The sequence below is a fragment of the Streptomyces sp. NPDC101393 genome (genome assembly GCF_044767385.1).
GTDB lineage: Bacteria > Actinomycetota > Actinomycetes > Streptomycetales > Streptomycetaceae > Streptomyces.
In genome coordinates this window covers 77,154-94,280 of the sequence record NZ_JBIWNU010000013.1, presented here as the reverse complement: position 1 = coordinate 94,280, position 17,127 = coordinate 77,154, and the positions used below count along the sequence as shown (strand labels likewise).

14 protein-coding genes, 1 pseudogene and 1 riboswitch are annotated in these 17,127 nt (G+C 75.2%); of the genes and pseudogenes, 11 read left to right on the top strand and 4 right to left on the bottom strand.

Annotated elements, in window-relative coordinates; all coding sequences use genetic code 11:
* The gene (locus ACIRQ7_RS33425; RefSeq protein WP_404266321.1) at nucleotides 1-456 is read right to left on the bottom strand and encodes a hypothetical protein; all 456 of its coding nucleotides are present in this window, start codon (nucleotides 454-456) and stop codon (nucleotides 1-3) included.
* Between the two features lie 202 nt (nucleotides 457-658).
* Nucleotides 659-816: riboswitch (cobalamin riboswitch) on the top strand.
* Nucleotides 817-948: 132 nt separating this feature from the next.
* Between ACIRQ7_RS33425 and ACIRQ7_RS33420 the strand changes: the two genes are divergently transcribed.
* The 6 genes from ACIRQ7_RS33420 to ACIRQ7_RS33395 are packed head-to-tail and all read left to right on the top strand — an operon-like array spanning nucleotide 949 to nucleotide 8,583.
* Nucleotides 949-1,968: a cobalamin biosynthesis protein gene (locus ACIRQ7_RS33420; RefSeq protein WP_404266320.1), complete on the top strand. Its 1,020-nt coding sequence runs from the start codon at nucleotides 949-951 to the stop codon at nucleotides 1,966-1,968.
* Nucleotides 1,965-3,665, top strand: coding sequence for a cobyric acid synthase (locus tag ACIRQ7_RS33415; RefSeq protein ID WP_404266319.1), 1,701 nt, complete (start codon nucleotides 1,965-1,967; stop codon nucleotides 3,663-3,665). The genes ACIRQ7_RS33420 and ACIRQ7_RS33415 overlap by 4 nt, the downstream gene beginning before the upstream one ends.
* On the top strand, nucleotides 3,665-5,857 hold the full coding sequence (locus tag ACIRQ7_RS33410; protein WP_404266318.1) for a putative cobaltochelatase: 2,193 nt from the start codon (nucleotides 3,665-3,667) through the stop codon (nucleotides 5,855-5,857). The genes ACIRQ7_RS33415 and ACIRQ7_RS33410 overlap by 1 nt, the downstream gene beginning before the upstream one ends.
* On the top strand, nucleotides 5,857-6,453 hold the full coding sequence (gene cobO, locus ACIRQ7_RS33405; protein ID WP_401479580.1) for a cob(I)yrinic acid a,c-diamide adenosyltransferase: 597 nt from the start codon (nucleotides 5,857-5,859) through the stop codon (nucleotides 6,451-6,453). The genes ACIRQ7_RS33410 and cobO overlap by 1 nt, the downstream gene beginning before the upstream one ends.
* 7 nt (nucleotides 6,454-6,460) lie before the next feature.
* A complete protein-coding gene (locus tag ACIRQ7_RS33400) occupies nucleotides 6,461-7,912 on the top strand; it encodes a cobyrinate a,c-diamide synthase (RefSeq protein WP_404266317.1) in 1,452 nt (483 codons plus the stop codon).
* Nucleotides 7,909-8,583: a VOC family protein gene (locus ACIRQ7_RS33395; protein ID WP_404266316.1), complete on the top strand. Its 675-nt coding sequence runs from the start codon at nucleotides 7,909-7,911 to the stop codon at nucleotides 8,581-8,583. Before ACIRQ7_RS33400 ends, ACIRQ7_RS33395 begins: the two co-directional genes overlap by 4 nt.
* 23 nt (nucleotides 8,584-8,606) lie before the next feature.
* Here ACIRQ7_RS33395 and ACIRQ7_RS33390 read toward each other — a convergent pair whose 3' ends face one another.
* Entirely contained in the window at nucleotides 8,607-9,332 is a 726-nt protein-coding gene (locus tag ACIRQ7_RS33390) for a ZIP family metal transporter (RefSeq protein WP_401479589.1), read from the bottom strand.
* Between the two features lie 149 nt (nucleotides 9,333-9,481).
* Here ACIRQ7_RS33390 and ACIRQ7_RS33385 point away from each other — a divergent pair.
* From ACIRQ7_RS33385 to cobC, 3 genes and pseudogenes are all read left to right on the top strand, one after another.
* Nucleotides 9,482-9,832 (top strand): annotated as a pseudogene (locus ACIRQ7_RS33385) (cobalamin biosynthesis protein); the annotation flags it as partial.
* A 375-nt stretch (nucleotides 9,833-10,207) separates the two neighbouring features.
* Nucleotides 10,208-11,140 carry a sirohydrochlorin chelatase gene (locus ACIRQ7_RS33380; RefSeq protein ID WP_404266363.1) on the top strand — a complete coding sequence of 311 codons (933 nt, stop codon included), beginning with the start codon at nucleotides 10,208-10,210 and terminating at the stop codon, nucleotides 11,138-11,140.
* Nucleotides 11,124-12,233 (top strand): Rv2231c family pyridoxal phosphate-dependent protein CobC, encoded by a 1,110-nt coding sequence (gene cobC / locus ACIRQ7_RS33375; protein WP_404266315.1) that lies wholly within the window; start codon nucleotides 11,124-11,126, stop codon nucleotides 12,231-12,233. The genes ACIRQ7_RS33380 and cobC overlap by 17 nt, the downstream gene beginning before the upstream one ends.
* Before the next feature lie 104 nt (nucleotides 12,234-12,337).
* Here cobC and ACIRQ7_RS33370 read toward each other — a convergent pair whose 3' ends face one another.
* On the bottom strand, nucleotides 12,338-13,324 hold the full coding sequence (locus tag ACIRQ7_RS33370; protein WP_404266362.1) for an SCO1860 family LAETG-anchored protein: 987 nt from the start codon (nucleotides 13,322-13,324) through the stop codon (nucleotides 12,338-12,340).
* Between the two features lie 391 nt (nucleotides 13,325-13,715).
* On the opposite strand from ACIRQ7_RS33370, the gene ACIRQ7_RS33365 reads away from it, so the two are divergent.
* A complete protein-coding gene (locus tag ACIRQ7_RS33365; RefSeq protein ID WP_404266314.1) occupies nucleotides 13,716-14,726 on the top strand; it encodes a bile acid:sodium symporter family protein in 1,011 nt (336 codons plus the stop codon).
* Between the two features lie 131 nt (nucleotides 14,727-14,857).
* Here the strand turns inward: ACIRQ7_RS33365 and ACIRQ7_RS33360 are convergent, their stop codons facing one another.
* Nucleotides 14,858-15,949, bottom strand: a complete 1,092-nt coding sequence (locus ACIRQ7_RS33360; protein WP_404266361.1) for an amidohydrolase family protein — start codon at nucleotides 15,947-15,949, stop codon at nucleotides 14,858-14,860.
* Between the two features lie 494 nt (nucleotides 15,950-16,443).
* On the opposite strand from ACIRQ7_RS33360, the gene ectA reads away from it, so the two are divergent.
* Complete coding sequence (gene ectA, locus ACIRQ7_RS33355; RefSeq protein WP_403676432.1) at nucleotides 16,444-17,013, top strand: diaminobutyrate acetyltransferase; 570 nt, start codon at nucleotides 16,444-16,446, stop codon at nucleotides 17,011-17,013.
* Nucleotides 17,014-17,127: the final 114 nt, after the last annotated feature.

Here is a 17,127-nt window from a genome sequence, read left to right as displayed (position 1 = left end):
TCAGCCCTCGGAGGTGTTGCCGCCCTCGGCCGCCGGGCTGCCGGGATCGGGGCGTCCGGGCGCCGCGCCGTGCGGGAGACCGTCGCCGACCTGCCGCAGACCGCCGCCGGCGCCGCCCGCCTCCAGAGCGGGCTGCTCGCCCGCGGCGCGTTCCTCCCTGCGCCGCCGCAGCCATTCGCGCAGGGCGATGCCCAGCCCCTTGGCCACTTCGGCGGCGGCCGCGCCGACGACGACCAGGATCAGGTCGTCGACGCCGACGGCCATGTCCCCGCGGCCGGGCCGGTCCGCACCGCCCGTCGCGTCGTCCGGCCGCGCCCGCTGTTCCCATGCGTGCGGGCGGCGCGCCAGCCAGGGTTCGCGCTCCAGCCAGGCCTTGAGGTCGGCGTTGTCCTGCTGCGGATTGTTCGTGCCCGTGATCCGTAGGCGGATCTCTTGACGGTCAGCGTGCTGCGGCATCCCCCGGCCCCCTTCCGGCGGGCCATCGCCCGCCGTGCACCAGATAGTGACGCGGGATCAGGTCAGGGGGCAACAGTCCGTGACACACCCGCCACCCTGTGGCGTGCGCCACAGTGCCTGTCACATGGCTGCGGTGCAGGTCAAGGGTGAGTTGACGGGCATTCGCGGGGCGTGGTGGACTGCCGGGGCCATTCGGCGACAGATGAGGAAGTCCGGTGAGAATCCGGCGCGGTCCCGCCACTGTCACCGGGGAGCGTTCCTCCACCAAAGGTCACGGTCCGCTGCGCGCAGGCCCGTCGGGTCGCACGTGTACGGACTGGAAGGCCGGGGGAAGTGCCGATCCGGGGAGCCAGGAGACTCTGGTCGCCGTCACGTCGAGCCAGGGCGCGGACCCTGAGTGAGGACATACCGCCATGCCCGGCCGCAGTACGAGAACCCGTCCGGCAGTCCCTGTCGCAGCACCCCTCCGAGGCATGACGGCGGTCTGATCCGATGCGCGCGGAACACGTCACGTACGCGTGCGGCGCGGCCCTCGGCTTTCTCGGCGACCTGATCGTGGCGGATCCCCGCCGCGGCCATCCGGTGGCCGCTTTCGGCCGTGCCGCGGGCGCCGTCGAACGCCGGCTCTGGCACGACCACCGCGGCCACGGGACGCTGCACGCCGTGCTGTGCGCGGGCGGCGCGGCCACCGGCGCGGCGCTGCTGCGGCGCGCCGTACGCGGTCCGGCGCCTTCCCCGGGCTCCCCCGGCTCCCCCTCCGTTCCGTTCTCCCTCCGCACGGGTGCCGACATCGCGCTGACCGCGGCGGCGGTGTGGGCCGTGCTGGGCGGTACGTCGCTCGGCCGCGAGGCGCGGGCCATCGGCGGCGCGCTGACGGCGGGCGACCTGGACCTGGCGCGCGAGCGGCTGCCACATCTGTGCGGCCGCGATCCGCAGGCGCTGGACGGGCCGCAGATGGCCCGCGCGGTGGTCGAGTCGGTCGCCGAGAACACCTCCGACGCCGTGGTGGGCGCCCTGGTCTGGGGCGCGCTGGCCGGGGTGCCGGGGCTGGTGGGATTCCGGGCCGTGAACACCCTCGACGCGATGGTGGGCCACAAGTCGCCGCGGTACCTCCGGTTCGGCTGGGCCTCGGCCCGGCTCGACGACCTCGCCGGCTGGCCCGGCTCCCGGCTGACCGCCGCGCTGACCGTCCTCGCGGGGCCCGACCGGCGCGGCGCGCTGCGGGCCTGGCGGGCGGACGGCGGATCCCATCCGAGCCCCAACGCGGGCCCGGTGGAAGCGTCGTTCGCGGGCGCGCTGGGCGTACGCCTCGGCGGCACGCTGGCCTACGGCGGGCGGATCGAGCACCGGCCGCAGCTCAACGGCGGGGCGCCGCCGGTCGCTGCGCCCGACATCGCACGTGCGGTACGGCTCTCGCGCCGGGTGAGCGCGCTGACGCTGGCGACGACGGTCGCGGGACGGCTCGCGGTGGGCGCGCTGTACGCCCGGCACAGGAAGAGGAGGCCCCAGTGAACGGCCAGCACGGGCAGCACGGGCAGCGCGAGCGGTCGGGCGGGGCGGTCGGCGGTGGCCTGTTGGTCGCCGGGACGACGTCCGACGCCGGCAAGAGCGTGGTCACGGCGGGCATCTGCCGCTGGCTGGTCCGGCAGGGCGTCAAGGTCGCGCCCTTCAAGGCGCAGAACATGTCGCTGAATTCGTTCGTGACGCGCGAGGGCGCGGAGATCGGGCGGGCCCAGGCGATGCAGGCCGCGGCGGCCCGGGTCGAGCCGACCGCGCTGATGAATCCGGTGCTGCTCAAGCCCGGCAGCGACCGCAGCAGCCAGGTGGTGCTGCTGGGGCATCCGGTGGGTGAGCTGAGCGCCAAGGGGTACTTCGGCCACACCGGCAGCGGCACGCCGGGCGGCGAGGCCCCGTACGCCGGGCGCCGCGAGCAACTGCTCGGCACGGTGACGGACTGCCTCCAGGAGCTGCGGCGCACCCATGACGCGGTGATCTGCGAGGGCGCGGGCAGCCCCGCCGAGATCAATCTGCGCCGCACCGACATCGTCAACATGGGGATCGCGCGGGCCGGCCGGCTGCCGGTCGTCGTGGTCGGCGACATCGACCGGGGCGGGGTGTTCGCCTCCTTCTTCGGCACCACGGCGCTGCTGTCGAAGGAGGACCAGTCGCTGATCGCCGGGTATCTCGTCAACAAGTTCCGGGGCGATGTGTCGCTGCTGGAGCCGGGTCTGGACATGCTGCGCGAGATCACCGGGCGGCCGACGCTGGGCGTGCTGCCGTTCGCGCACGGGCTGGGCATCGACGAGGAGGACGGCCTGCGGGTCTCGCTGCGGGGCGCGGTGCGCGAGAGCGTGGTCGCGCCGCCGTACGGCAGGGACGTGCTGCGGGTCGCGGTCGCCGCGGTGCCGCTGATGTCGAACTTCACGGATGTCGACGCGCTGGCCGCCGAACCGGGCGTGGTGGTGCGGTTCGTGGACCGGGCCGAGGAACTGGCCGACGCGGACCTGGCAGTGCTGCCGGGCACCCGGGGCACCGTCCGGGCGCTGGAGTGGCTGCGCGAGCGCGGCCTCGCCGACGCGATCGCCCGCCGGGCCGCCGAGGGCCGCCCGGTGCTCGGCATCTGCGGCGGCTACCAGATGCTCGGTCAGCACATCGAGGACGAGGTCGAGTCGCGGGCGGGCGCGGTGCCCGGCCTGGGGCTGCTGCCCGTACGGGTGCGGTTCGCGGTACGCAAGACGCTGGCGCGGCCGGTCGGTTCGGCGCTGGGCGAGCCCGTGGAGGGCTACGAGATCCACCACGGGGTGGCCGAGGTCGAGGGCGGCGAGACGTTCTTCTCCGACGGGGAGGGGCAGAGTCTGGACGGGTGCCGGGTCGGCTCCGTCTGGGGCACGCACTGGCACGGCTCACTGGAGAGCGACGGATTCCGGCGGGCGTTCCTGCGCCGGGTCGCCGCGGACGCGGGCCGGGCGTTCGTGCCGGCCCCCGACACCTCGTTCGGCACCCTGCGGGAGGAGCAGCTCGACCGGCTCGGCGATCTGATCGAGGAGCACGCGGACACCGACGCGCTGTTGCGGCTCATCGAGAAAGGGGTGCCCGAGGGGCTGCCGTTCGTCCCTCCGGGGGCGCCGCGCGGTCCGGAGCGCACCGCACCGCACCCGGGCGTCGACACGCCCGGTCACCGCAATTCCCTTGAAGGGGGTACCCGTTAATGGCCTCGGCCCCATACCCATTCACCGCGGTCGTCGGCATGGACGACATGCGGCTGGGCCTGCTGCTCAACGCCATCTCGCCGGCCATCGGCGGGGTGCTCGTCCGGGGGGAGAAGGGCACCGCGAAGTCGACGATGGTGCGCGGCCTCACGTCGCTGATGCCCGCCGTGGACGTCGTCACCGGCTGTCGTTTCGCCTGCTCCCCCGCCGCCCCCGACCCCGGCTGCCCGGACGGGCCGCATGAGCCGGGCGCCGCGGAGGACCGCCCGACGCGGATGGTCGAACTGCCCGTCGGCGCCTCCGAGGACCGTCTGGTGGGTGCGCTGGACATCGAGCGGGCGCTGTCGGAGGGCGTGAAGGCCTTCGAGCCGGGCCTGCTGGCCGACGCGCACCGCGGGGTGCTCTACGTCGACGAGGTCAACCTCCTCCACGACCACCTCGTCGACCTGCTGCTGGACGCCGCCGCCATGGGCGCCTCCTACGTGGAGCGCGAGGGCGTCTCCGTACGGCACGCGGCGCGCTTCCTCCTGGTGGGCACCATGAACCCGGAGGAGGGCGAGCTGCGGCCGCAGCTGCTGGACCGCTTCGGCCTGACCGTCGAGGTGGCCGCGTCCCGCGAGCCGGACCAGCGGGTCGAGGTCGTCCGGCGCCGGCTGGCGTACGACGCCGACCCGTCCGGCTTCGCGGCCCGTTGGGCGGCCGAGGAGGACGCGCTGCGCGCACGCATCACGGTGGCGCGGGAGGTGCTGCCGGAGGTGACGCTGGGCGACAAGGCGCTCCGGCAGATCGCCGCGACCTGCGCGGCGTTCGAGGTGGACGGGATGCGCGCGGACATCGTGATGGCGCGGACCGCGACCGCGCTGGCGGCCTGGGCCGGGCGCACCGACGTGCTGGCCGAGGACGTCCGGCAGGCCGCGCTGCTGGCGCTGCCGCACCGCCGGCGCCGTAATCCCTTCGACGCGCCCGGTCTCGACGAGGACAAGCTCGACGAGACCCTGGAGGAGTTCGGCGGCCAGGACGGCGATGACGACCCCGAGCCGGAGGGCCCGGACGGCGGACCCGAGGGCGGGCCCGAGGGCGGGCCGGACGGCGGACCGGACGGCCCCGGCGGGCAGCCGCCGCAGGACGACGGAGCGCAGGACCCGGCGCCTTCGGCCCCCCGCGAGCCGGAGCCGGAGACGGGCCCTGCGGACGCCCCGGAAACCGACGGGCCCGCGGAAGCCCCCGAGCAGCAGCCGGCCGAGCAGCCCGCGGCCGGGCCCGCGGCGCAGCAGTCGGCCGTCGGCGCCGGCGACCCGTTCCGGGCCAAGCGCCTGGACGTGCCGGGCCTCGGTGAGGGTGCGGACGGCCGCAGGTCCCGGGCGCGCACCGCGCACGGCCGGACGACCGGGGCCCGGCGGCCCCGGGGCGCGCTGGGCAAGCTGCACCTGTCGGCGACCGTGCAGGCCGCGGCCCCGCACCAGCGGGCGCGCGGCCGCGACGGCCGGGGCCTGGTGGTGCGCAGGGACGATCTGCGCGAGGCGGTACGCGAGGGGCGGGAGGGCAATCTCGTCCTGTTCGTCGTGGACGCGTCCGGTTCGATGGCGGCGCGGCAGCGGATGAGCGCGGTCAAGGGCGCGGTGCTGTCGCTGCTGCTGGACGCCTACCAGCGCCGGGACAAGATCGGCATGATCACCTTCCGGGGCAAGGGCGCGGAGGTGGCGCTGCCCCCGACCTCCTCGGTGGAGGCGGGCGCGGTACGCCTGGAGTCGCTGCCGACGGGCGGCCGGACGCCGCTGTCGGAGGGGCTGCTCAAGGCCCACGAGGTGCTGCGGGTCGAGCGGATGCGGGACGCCACCCGCCGTCCGCTGCTGGTGGTCGTCACCGACGGCCGGGCGACGGGCGGGCCGCAGCCCGTGCAGCGGTCCGGCCGCGCGGCGCGGCTGCTGGCCTCCGAAGGCGTCGCCTCGGTCGTCGTGGACTGCGAGTCGGGCCCGGTCCGGCTGGGGCTGGCCGGCGAGCTGGCGCGCGAGCTGCAGGGCACCGCGGTCACCCTCGACGAGCTGCGCGCGGACAGCGTTTCGGCGCTGGTACGGGACGTCCAGGGCGGCCGGGAGGGCCGTGGCGGGCACCGCGCCGCCCCGCAGGAGACCGTCGGCGGGCACCGCGCCCGCACCACCGTTCACACCCAGGGATCCCGGAGGGTCGCGTAATGCCACAAGGACAGCCGTCCGTCGTACCGAACGACGGGCTCACCACCCGCCAGCGCCGCAACCGCCCGCTGGTCTTCGTCCACACGGGCGTCGGCAAGGGCAAGTCCACCGCCGCCTTCGGGCTCGCGCTGCGGGCCTGGAACCAGGGCTGGCCGGTCGGGGTGTTCCAGTTCGTGAAGTCGGCGAAGTGGAAGGTCGGCGAGGAGCGGGCGCTGAAGGTGCTCGGCGCGACCGGCGAGGGCGGCAGCGTCGCCTGGCACAAGATGGGCGAGGGCTGGTCGTGGGTGCAGCGCGACATCGCCTCCAGTGAGGACGCGGCGCGCGAGGGCTGGGAGCAGGTCAAGCGGGACCTCGCCGCCGAGACGTACAAGCTGCTGGTGCTGGACGAGTTCGCCTATCCGATGCACTGGGGCTGGATCGACCCCGAAGAGGTGGTGTCGGTGCTGCGCGAGCGCCCCGGCACCCAGCACGTCGTCATCACCGGCCGCAACGCCCCGCAGCCGCTGGTGGACTTCGCCGACCTGGTCACCGACATGTCCAAGGTCAAGCACCCGATGGACGAGGGCCAGAAGGGCCAGCGGGGCATCGAATGGTGAGCCACGCGTGAAGAGCACCACGGGCTCCGCGGGCGGCGGCACGGGCGGCGCGGCGGGCCGGGCCGTCCCGCGGCTGGTCATCGCCGCGCCCTCTTCGGGCGCCGGCAAGACGACGGTGGCCACCGGCCTGATGGCGGCCTTCGCCGAGGCCGGCCTCGCGGTGTCGCCGCACAAGGTCGGCCCCGACTACATCGACCCCGGCTACCACTCGCTGGCCACCGGGCGCCCCGGCCGCAACCTGGACGCCTATCTGTGCGGCCCCGACCGGATCGCCCCGCTGTTCCTGCACGGCGCGGCCGGCGCGGACCTCGCGCTGGTCGAGGGCGTGATGGGACTGTTCGACGGGGCGTCGGGGAGGGGCGAACTGTCGTCGACGGCGCAGGTCGCCAAGCTGCTGCGGGCGCCGGTGGTGCTGGTCGTGGACGCGTCCTCGCAGTCCCGGTCGGTGGCCGCGCTGGTGCACGGCTTCGCCTCCTGGGACCCGGAGGTACGGCTGGCCGGGGTGATCCTCAACAAGATCGGCTCGGACCGGCACGAAGAGCTGCTGCGCGAGGCCATGGAGTCCTCGGGGGTGCCGGTGCTGGGCGCGCTGCGCCGCACCCAGGAGGCCCGTACGCCCTCCCGGCATCTGGGACTGGTGCCGGTCGCCGAACGGCGGGCCGAGGCCATGGAGTCGGTGCGGGAGCTGGCCGCCCGGGTGCGCGAGGGCTGCGACCTCGACGCGTTGCTGGCACTGGCCCGCAATGTGCCCGAACTGGCGGACGCGCCCTGGGACCCGGCGGCGGAACTGCCGCCGTCCGGTGCGGGATCCGCCGCCGGCCCCGGCAAGCCGCTGATCGCCGTGGCGGGCGGCGCCGCGTTCACCTTCTCGTACGCGGAGCACGCCGAGCTGCTGGCCGCCGCGGGCGCCGAGGTGGCCCCCTTCGACCCGCTGCGGGACGAACAACTGCCGTCCGGCACCCAGGGGTTGGTGATCGGCGGCGGCTTCCCCGAGGTGTACGCGCCGGATCTGTCGGCGAACGCGCCGCTGCGCGCGGCGGTGGCCGCGCTGGCCGCCTCCGGTGCTCCGGTGTCCGCCGAGTGCGCCGGGCTGCTGTATCTCTCCCGGTCCATCGACGGGAAGCCGATGTGCGGGGTGCTGCCCGGCGAGGCCCGGATGTCCGAACGGCTCACCCTCGGCTACCGGGAGGCGGTGGCGCTGGAGGACAACGCGCTGGCCGCGGCCGGGACGCGGGTGCGCGGCCACGAGTTCCACCGCACGGCACTGGAGCCGGGCGCGGGCGCCCGCCCGGCGTGGGGGCTGACGCATCCGGAGCGCCGGGTCGAGGGCTATCTGCACGGCGGGGTGCACGCCTCGTACCTGCATGTGCACTGGGCCGCAGAACCGTCGCTGGCCGGGCGGCTGGTCGAGAGCGCCGCCCGGAGCACACCGGTGGGCGCCCCGGGCGGTGCCCGGTGACGGGCGCCGCGGGCCCGGCCGCGCCCGCCGTCCTCGACCACCTCGTCTACGCCACCCCCGACCTGGACCGGACCGTCGCCGAGGTCGCCGCGCTGACCGGTCTGCGCCCGGTGCCCGGCGGCAGCCATCCGGGGCGCGGCACCCGGAACCATCTGCTGGGGCTGGGCGCCGGGGCGTACGTCGAGATCATCGGCCCCGACCCGGAGCAGCCGGCGCCGGAGGGTCCGCGCTGGTTCGGTATCGACGCGCTGGCCGGCCCGCGGCTGGTGACCTGGGCCGTGCGGGTCACCGGCATCGACGGCCACGTCGCGCGGGCACGGGCACTCGGCCACGATCCGGGCGACCCGGTGGCGATGTCCCGGCGGGCCCCGGACGGCGGCCGGATCGGCTGGCGGCTGACGCCGCCCGCCTCCGGTGCCGACGGCGTGCTGCCGTTCCTGCTGGACTGGGGCGACACCCCGCACCCCACCGCGGCGGACGGCCTCCCCGTGCTGCCGCTGGTCTCGTTCACCGCGACCCACCCCGAGCCGGGTGCGGTTCAGGCCGGGCTGGCGGCCCTGGGAGTCCACCTGCCCGGAGGTCCGGTCACGGCGGGGCCGGCCGCTCTCCGCGCCGTCCTGGCGGGGCCGCACGGCCCGGTGGCGTTCGGCCGGGGAGCCGTCGGGGTATGAGCGTCGCCGGCGGCGGGCAGCCGTCAGCTCGCGATGCCGACCACCAGCCAGATGAAGCCCGCGCCGGCGATCGTGCAGGCCAGGGTGGACAGCGCGGGATGTTCGTGGTGTGCCTCCGGGAGGATGTCGGAGGTGGCGAGGTAGAGCAGCACACCGCCGAAGAACCCGAGATAGATCCCGAGCCAGTGCTCCGGAAGGGTGAACAGCAGGGTGGACGCGGCGCCCACCAGCGGCGCCACCGCGTCCGCGCCCAGCATCACCAGCGCCCGGCGCCGGGCGTTCCCGTAGAGGCTGGTGATCGTGTACGTGTTGAAGCCGTCGGCGAAGTCATGGGCGATCACGGCGAGCGCCACGGCCACCGCCATGTCCCGTCCGACCTGGTAGGCCAGCCCGATCGCGAAACCGTCCATGACGCTGTGCACCACCATCGCGCCGGCGGCCGTCAGCCCCACCTGCGGCACCCGCTCGTCCGGGTCCATGCCGTGCGCGGCCTTGCGCACCGCGAGCAGCCGTTCCAGGGCGTGCGCGGCGAGGAAGCCCAGCACGAAGCAGAGCAGCCCGGCCGGCACCCCGAAGACCTCGTCGCCGGCGGCCTCCAGCGCCTCCGGCAGCAGATCGAGGCCGACGACGCCCAGCATCAGCCCGCCCGCCAGGCCCAGGATGAGGTGCCGGCGGTCGGTGACGTGCTGGGCGACCCAGCCACCGAAGAGCGTCATCACGAACGCGCCCAGTGCGATGGCCACCGGCACGGTTCCACCCCTTTCCCGGGGATCCGCCCTGACGTGGCGGGTGTCGTCAAAGTCTGGCCCGGCCCGCGGCGACCGGCACGCCGCCCCGCGGAGCCACCGGACCGGGTACCCGCGACCGGTCACCGCGCACGCCTCGAAGGACACCCCGGATGACGGCCGCCGGGCGCACGGGGGACGGCACGGCACTGGTCGTGGGCGTCGGCGCGAGCCGGGGCGTACCGGTCGACGAGGTGCTGGAGCTGATCGCGGCAGCGCTCGCCGCGGCCGGTGCGGCGCCGGGTGCGGTCGGCGCGCTGGCCACGGTGGCGGCCAAGGCGGCCGAGCCGGGGCTGGTGGCGGCGGCCCGTCGGCTCGGGGTGCCGTTGCGGTCGTATCCGGCGCGGGACCTCGCGGGCGTACGGGTGCCGGCGCCGTCCGCCGCCGCGTGGGCCGCCGTCGGGACGCCGAGCGTCGCCGAGGCCGCGGCGCTGCTGGCCGCCGGGCCGGGCGCCCAACTCGTCGCCGGCAAGCGGAAGTCGGCGCCGCGGACCGGGCCCGCGCGGGCGACCTGCGCGCTGGCCGCCGCGGCGGTCACGGGCGCCGGGCAGGGCGCGCCCGCCGGGCCCGCGGCCGGGGCCGATATCGTCATCACCTCCCGTAGGGGATGTCCCCCCGGTCACCGTGGACCGGCCTGCGGTGCCCGGTGCCGCGCCTCGCACGGCGGAGCATCGCCCTCGGACCCGGTGTCCGCGGATGATGCGACAACGCCGCGAGACGCGGTGCCGGGTGCCGCAGGGCCCACGGCGACCGGGGAGGCACCCCCTGACCCGCCCCGCAGCGGCGGCCGTCGGCACGGCCACCGCTCACCAGCGAGAACCCGGTACCAAGGAGATGTTGTGACCACCCCTCCCGCTCTGCTCATCGCCGGTCACGGCACCCGCGACGAAGGCGGGGCCGAGGCCCTGCGTGCGCTGGTGCGTGAGCTCGGCGAGCGCCACCCCGAAGTGCCCGTCGCCGGCGGGTTCTTCGGCCCCGCGCCGGCGGAGCTGCCACTGGGCGACGCCGTCGCCGAGCTCGTCGGCCGGGGCGTGACGCGGCTCGCCGCCGTCCCCCTGCTGCTGGCCCCGACCGGGCCCGTACCGGGCTCCCTCGCGGCGGCCCTGGAGCGCGCCCAGCTGGACCACCCCGGGCTCGACTGCGCCCACAGCGGCGAGCTGGGCCCGCATCCCCGGCTGTTGGACGCGCTGGAGCGGCGGCTGGACGAGGCGCTGGGCGGCGGCGCCCGGCGGCCGCAGGACCGGGCCCGGACGACGGTGCTGCTGGTGGCGCGCGGCGCCACCGACCCGCACGCCAACGCCGAGGTGGCGCGGGCCGCCCGGCTGCTGTGGGAGGGCCGCGGCTTCGCCGGCGTGGAGATCGCGTTCGTGTCGCACACGGCGCCCGATGTCCCGGCCGGGCTGGACCGCTGCCGGACACTCGCCACCGCGTCCCGGGCCGCCGGCGGCCGGGGACGGATCGTGGTGCTGCCCTACTTCCTCTTCCCCGGCGGCCTGTTGGAGCGGCTGTGGATGCAGACCGAGGGCTGGTCCGCCGCACATCCGGAGACCGAGGTGCTGGGCGCCCAGGTGCTCGGGTCCCCGCCGGCGCTCGCCGACGTGGTCATGGAGCGCTACCGCGAGACGGTGGCGGGCGACCCGCTGCTGGGCGGCGCACCCTGCGGTTGCCGGGCGGCGGCGGAGGACGCCCGGGACGCGGACGGCGCACCCGACCGGCGGACGGCCGGCCCGGATGCCGACGAGGACCGGGGTGACCATGTCCGCGCGCACTGAGACGGCCCGGCGCGCGGCGGCAACGCCCGCGGCCGGGCCGGCCCCCTCCCCCGAACCTGATCTGCGCCACCACGGTGACGCCGAGGTACGGGGCGCCGACGGTTCGCTGACGGACCTGGCCGTCAACGTCCGTGACCACACTCCCCCGGCCTGGCTGAAGGCCCGGATCGCCGCGTCGCTGGACGGCCTCGCCGCGTACCCGGACGGGCGGGCCGCGCGGGCGGCCGTCGCCGCGCGGCACGGGCTGCCCGTGGAACGGGTGCTGCTGACCGCAGGAGCGGCCGAGGCGTTCGTGCTGATCGCCCGCGCCGTACGGGCGCGCCGGCCGGTGGTGGTGCACCCGCAGTTCACCGAGCCCGAGGCGGCGCTGGCGGACGCCGGGCACACCGTCGAGCGGGTGCTGCTGAGCGAGCGGGACGGCTTCCGGCTGGACCCGCGCGCGGTGCCCGAGGACGCGGACCTGGTCGTCATCGGCAATCCGACCAATCCGACGTCCGTACTGCATTCCGCGGACGCGCTGGCCGGGCTGGCGCGGCCCGGCCGGACCCTGGTGGTGGACGAGGCGTTCATGGACGCGGTGCCCGGCGAGCGGGCGTCCCTGGCCGGACGCACCGACCTGCCGGGCCTGGTCGTGCTGCGCAGTCTCACCAAGACCTGGGGGCTGGCCGGTCTGCGGATCGGCTACGTCCTGGCCGCCGAGGACACCGTCGCCGCCCTGGAGCGGGCACAGCCGCTGTGGCCCGTCTCCAGTCCGGCGCTGGCCGCGGCGCAGGCCTGCTGCGAACCGGCCGCGCTCGCCGAGGCGGCCACGGCCGCACTGGAGATCGCCGGGGACCGGACCCATCTGCTGGCCGGACTGGCGAAGTTCGCCGAGATCCGGGTGGTACGACCCGCCACGGGGCCGTTCGTGCTGATCCGGCTGCCGGATGCGGGCGCGGTGCGCGCCGGGCTGCGGGCCCGCGGGTTCGCGCTGCGCCGCGGTGACACCTTCCCGGGGCTCGGCCCCGACTGGCTCCGGCTCGCCGTCCGGGACCGCGCCACGACGGACCGCCTGCTGGCCGCCCTGACCGAGGTACTCGCCGCGAATCCCTGAGGGGTGAGGTGACCGGTGCGGACCCCGTCGGGCCCGCACCGGTCACCTCGGGCCGTATCCCGCACCGGCGCCCCCACGGCACCGGTACGGGATACGGGGCCTGTCTAGCCGCGGCCCGCGCGGCGGCGGGCGTAGGCGAGCGAACCGGCGCCCGCGGCGAGCAGCAGGGCCGCGCCACCGGCGAGATACGGGGTGGTCGAGCTGCCGCCGGTCTCGGCGAGGTTCTGCGGGGCGGGGCCGGCGTCGCTCCGGTCGGTGACCTCGGTGGCCTTGCCGCCGGCGGTGGCGCCCGTGGTGCCGCCGGCCTCGGGAGGCTCGGGTGCCTTGCCGCGCGGGGCGGTGCAGGTGGCCTCGGCGAGCGTGACGCGGCCGTTGACCTCGGCGACGTTCAGCTTCAGAGGGTTGATGTCGACGTTCAGGTCCAGGGCGGTGGCCGCGGCGCTCCGGGACGTGACGCTCCGCTTGGACAGGTCGAGCCGTACGGTGCCCACCCCCGGCACCTTGACCTCCGTCGTACCGCCGGCGGTCAGCGTGACCTTCTTGCCCAGGACCCGGACCTCGCCCAGCACATTCGACTCGGCCCGCGGCTTCCGGCCCGCCTCGCACACCGCCTTGGCGGTGACCTGGCGGACCTCGATCAGGGACAGCAGCGGCAGGCCGGGGACGTGCACCTTGGCGTGCGCCACGTTGGCATACCCCTCGGCCTTGTGGCGGTCGGCGGTGGCCCGCGCGGTGGCGACGTCGGCCCGCAGCACGCTGAACGGCCGGCCCCGGTCGATGCCGTCCAGGTTGACGCTGAGCGCGGTCTTGTCGGCGGAGCCGGGTGCGTGCACCTCGTTCAGCGCGACGCGCAGCGGGACCTTGACCGTCTTGTTGAGCAGCCCGACGTCCAGGCCGGTGCGCAGGACGACGGCACCCGAGGTGCCGCGGGTGGTGCCGTGGTCCCCGGTGGCCTGCGCGGGGGCGGCGCCGAGCAGGACGGCGGGGCCGGCCGTCAGCACGGTCGCGACGAAGGTCGCGGCGAGCCCGCGGGCGGGGCGGCGGACCGGCAGCAGGGCGGTGGGACCGGCCGTCCGGCCGCCTCTGGGCATGCCGGTGGAGCTGGTGGGACTGGTGGACACGTGAGTGGAACCCCCACAAGAGAAATGGAGCCGCCGACCGCGCCAATGGGGGACATCACGCGGGCCGACGACCTCGACCCGCACATCGTGTCCGCACCGAGGGTGAACGGGCAGCCACGTGCGGTGAGTTCATCCCAATGGGTGGTTTCCGCGCCTGTATTCGATTCCTGTGTCGGCCCGCGCCCCTCCCGTCACAGCCGTCCCACCTCCGGGGTGACGCGGTCCGGCGGGCGCACGGGACCGGGCCACGGCCGTTGACGCCGCCCGTTGACGGGGCGCCGGGCCGGGCCGCGGGCCGCCCCGGCGTCCACCATCCGAAATCCGTTGTCCCGTACACGAAGACGCCGGTTAGGGTGCCGCCGTGTCGACCGAGCAGACGAACCAGAGCAACGAAACGGCCGCCGGCCCCGCGATACCCGCGCCGCCCGCCTCCGACCTGCCCGCATCCGATCGCGCCGCGCGCCGCGCCGTGACGGTCTTCCCGCTGCTGGTGATCGCCGCGGGGGCGGTCGGGCTGCTGTGGCCCTCGCAGTTCACCGGCTGGGCGCCGGCGGTGCCGTGGATGCTCGGCGTCGTGATGTTCTCGATGGGGCTGACGCTGACCCTGCCGGACTTCACCGCCGTCGCCAAGCGGCCCTGGGCGGTCGGCCTCGGCCTGGTCGCGCACTACGTGATCATGCCGGGTCTCGGCTGGCTGATCGCCACCGTGCTGCACCTGCCGCCGCAGCTCGCGGCCGGTGTCATCCTCGTCGGCTGCGCCCCCAGCGGCACCGCGTCCAACGTCGTGACGTTCCTGGCCCGCGGCGATGTCGCCCTCTCGGTCTCGGTCGCGACGGTCTCCACCGTGCTCGCCCCGCTCATCACGCCGCCGCTGACCCTGCTGCTCGCCGGGCAGTTCCTGGACGTGGACGCCGGCGTGATGGTGACCGACATCCTCAAGACGGTGCTGCTGCCGGTGATCGCGGGCCTGCTGGTCCGCGTCGTCGCGGGCCGCTTCGTCGACAAGGTGCTGCGGGCGCTGCCCTGGATCTCCGCCGTCACCATCGCGGCCATCGTGCTGGCCGTGGTCTCCGGCAGCGCCGCGGCCATCAAGGACGCGGCGGCCCTGGTGCTGCTCGCCGTGGTGCTGCACAACGGCCTCGGCCTGGCCCTCGGCTATGCCGCCGGGAAGGTGGCCCGGCTCGGCAGGCCCGCGAGCCGCGCCATGGCCTTCGAGGTCGGCATGCAGAACTCCGGCCTCGCCGCCTCCCTGGCCACCGCCCACTTCAGCCCGGCGGCGGCGCTGCCCGCCGCGGTCTTCTCGGTGTGGCACAACGTCTCGGGTGCGGTCGTCGCGGCCTGGATGGCCCGGTCGTCGCGCCGTACGCCGTAGGCGGCAGGCGGCAGGGCCGGAGGGGTTCTCCGGGCTCCCCGCGCCCCGGGAGCCCGTGAGGCGTGTCCGAGGGGCGTCATGGAGTCGCCCCGGCCCGGCTCCCCGGCACGCCGCCGTGCGTCCGGCGCCCCTCAGCCGATCACCTTGCCGCGCAGCACCACCCGGCGGGGCGCGGCCAGCACCCGGACGTCGGCGCGCGGATCGCTCTCGTAGACGACCAGGTCCGCCGGGGCGCCCTCGGTGAGGCCGGGGCGGCCCAGCCAGTCCCTGGCCCCCCAGGTCGTCGCGGAGAGGGCCTCGACGGCCGGCAGACCGGCCTTCATCAGCTCGGCGACCTCCTGGGCGACCAGGCCGTGCGCGAGCGAGCCACCGGCGTCCGTACCGGCGAAGATCGGCACCCCGGCGTCATGAGCGGCGCGCACGGTGTCGTAGCGGCGGGCGTGCAGCCGCCGCATGTGATCGGCCCAGCGCGGGAACTTCCCGGCGCCGGCGTCCGCGAGCTGCGGGAACGTGGCGATGTTGACGAGCGTGGGGACGATGGCGACGCCGCGCTCGGCGAACAGCGGGATGGTCTCCTCGGTCAGGCCGGTGGCGTGCTCGACACAGTCGATACCCGCCTCGACGAGCGGGGCGAGGGAGTCCTCGGCGAAGCAGTGGGCGGTCACCCTGGCCCCCAGCCGGTGCGCCTCGGCGATGGCCGCCTCGACGGCGCCGCGCGGCCAGCAGGACTCCAGGTCGCCGGTGGAGCGGTCGATCCAGTCGCCGACGAGCTTGACCCAGCCGTCGCCGCGCCGGGCCTCCTGGGCGACGTACGCGACCAGGTCCTCCGGCTCGATCTCATGGGCGAAGTTGCGGATGTAGCGGCGGGTGCGGGCGATGTGGCGGCCCGCGCGGATGATCCGCGGCAGCTCCTCGCGGTCGTCGATCCAGCGGGTGTCCGAGGGCGATCCGGCGTCCCGGATCAGCAGCGTGCCGGCGTCGCGGTCGGTGAGCGCCTGCTTCTCGCTGGTGGCCTCGTCGACCGGGCCGTGGGCGTCGAGGCCCACGTGGCAGTGGGCGTCCACCAGGCCCGGCAGCACCCAGCCCTCGACGGTGGTGAGCTCTCGTGTCCCACCCGGCCGCTCGTACGTCACCCGGCCGCCGACGACCCACAGCTCGTCGCGCACGTCGTCCGGTCCGGCCAGGACCCTCCCCTTGAGGTGCAGCGCCGCACCTTCACTCATGGACGTCATACGCCAACTTTAGGCGGGGCGCCATGCGGGGCCGGGGCGGCCTTCCCCCGGGCGGGACACCGAAGCGGACACCGAAGGGGACACCGAAGCGGCGAGACTGCGGGTCTTCACTGCGGGCCCATTACCGGAAACCCCGTCAACTACCCTGATTTCCTTGGCGTACGCCTTCAGGTGAGCCTTCCTCAGGCGAATTCCCAATTCCTCAGAAGCGTAGCTTCCCGTATTCTTCTGCCCGGTTTTCCGGGCCTCAAACGCTAAGGTTTCGCTAGCGTCAAGAGCCATAATTCGGACCCGTCTCAGGGACGTTACGCACCTGTGACCGACTACACAAGTGGTCCGATTCGTCACGATCCTCCTGGTCAAAATGGTACATCCGGCAGCCCGATCGCGCGCTCGGGCGCCCCCGCGCGATAACATAGATCCGCCGTTTGCGTAACCCCTGCTCGCGATGCAATTTCCCTTTTCCCTGGGTAAATTTAATTCCCATGACCGCCGCACAAGCAGACCATGCACGTGCCCGTAGCGATATCAGAGAATTGCCGGAGGGCTTCAAGCTCGACACCCCACGCGTGGAGGACGGAGCCGCGATCTGGCGTATCGCCCGCGACTCCAAGGCACTGGACCTCAACTCCTCCTACAGCTACCTCCTGTGGTGTCGCGACTTCGCCGCCACCTCCGTCGTCGCACGTGACGCGGAGGGCGAGCCGGCCGCCTTCGTCACCGGCTACCTCCGCCCCGACCGCCCGGAGACCCTCGTCGTCTGGCAGGTCGCCGTCGACGACGCGCACCGCGGCCAGGGCCTGGCGGCAGCGCTGCTGGACGGGCTCACCACCCGCACCACGCGTGACCTGGGCGTCCGCCACGTCGAGACCACCATCACGCCCGACAACGCCGCCTCCAACCGGCTGTTCGCGTCGTTCGCGGAACGCCACGGAGTGCAGATCAAGCGCGAGGTGCTCTTCGACGCCGGGCTGTTCCCCGAGCAGGGGCACGAGCCGGAGGTGCTGCACCTCATCGGTCCGTTCGACCCTCCACCGGCCGGCCCCGGGCGCTGACGGCCTCCTGGCCCGCGCGGCACAACGCCGCGCACGCCGTGCGGAACCGGCACACCCCGCAGGACCGCCGGGTCCGCCCAGCCCCCTCAGACTTCTCCCTCCTTTCGCCACTCA

Excerpts from the sequence above, each read along its gene's own strand:
- ACIRQ7_RS33425 (WP_404266321.1), bottom strand. The coding sequence starts at position 456 with ATGCCGCAGCACGCTGACCGTCAAGAGATCCGCCTACGGATCACGGGC.
- ACIRQ7_RS33420 (WP_404266320.1), top strand. The coding sequence starts at position 949 with ATGCGCGCGGAACACGTCACGTACGCGTGCGGCGCGGCCCTCGGCTTT.
- ACIRQ7_RS33410 (WP_404266318.1), top strand. The coding sequence starts at position 3,665 with ATGGCCTCGGCCCCATACCCATTCACCGCGGTCGTCGGCATGGACGAC.
- cobO (WP_401479580.1), top strand. The coding sequence starts at position 5,857 with ATGCCACAAGGACAGCCGTCCGTCGTACCGAACGACGGGCTCACCACC.
- cobC (WP_404266315.1), top strand. The coding sequence starts at position 11,124 with ATGTCCGCGCGCACTGAGACGGCCCGGCGCGCGGCGGCAACGCCCGCG.
- ACIRQ7_RS33370 (WP_404266362.1), bottom strand. The coding sequence starts at position 13,324 with ATGCCCAGAGGCGGCCGGACGGCCGGTCCCACCGCCCTGCTGCCGGTC.
- ACIRQ7_RS33360 (WP_404266361.1), bottom strand. The coding sequence starts at position 15,949 with ATGAGTGAAGGTGCGGCGCTGCACCTCAAGGGGAGGGTCCTGGCCGGA.
- ectA (WP_403676432.1), top strand. The coding sequence starts at position 16,444 with ATGACCGCCGCACAAGCAGACCATGCACGTGCCCGTAGCGATATCAGA.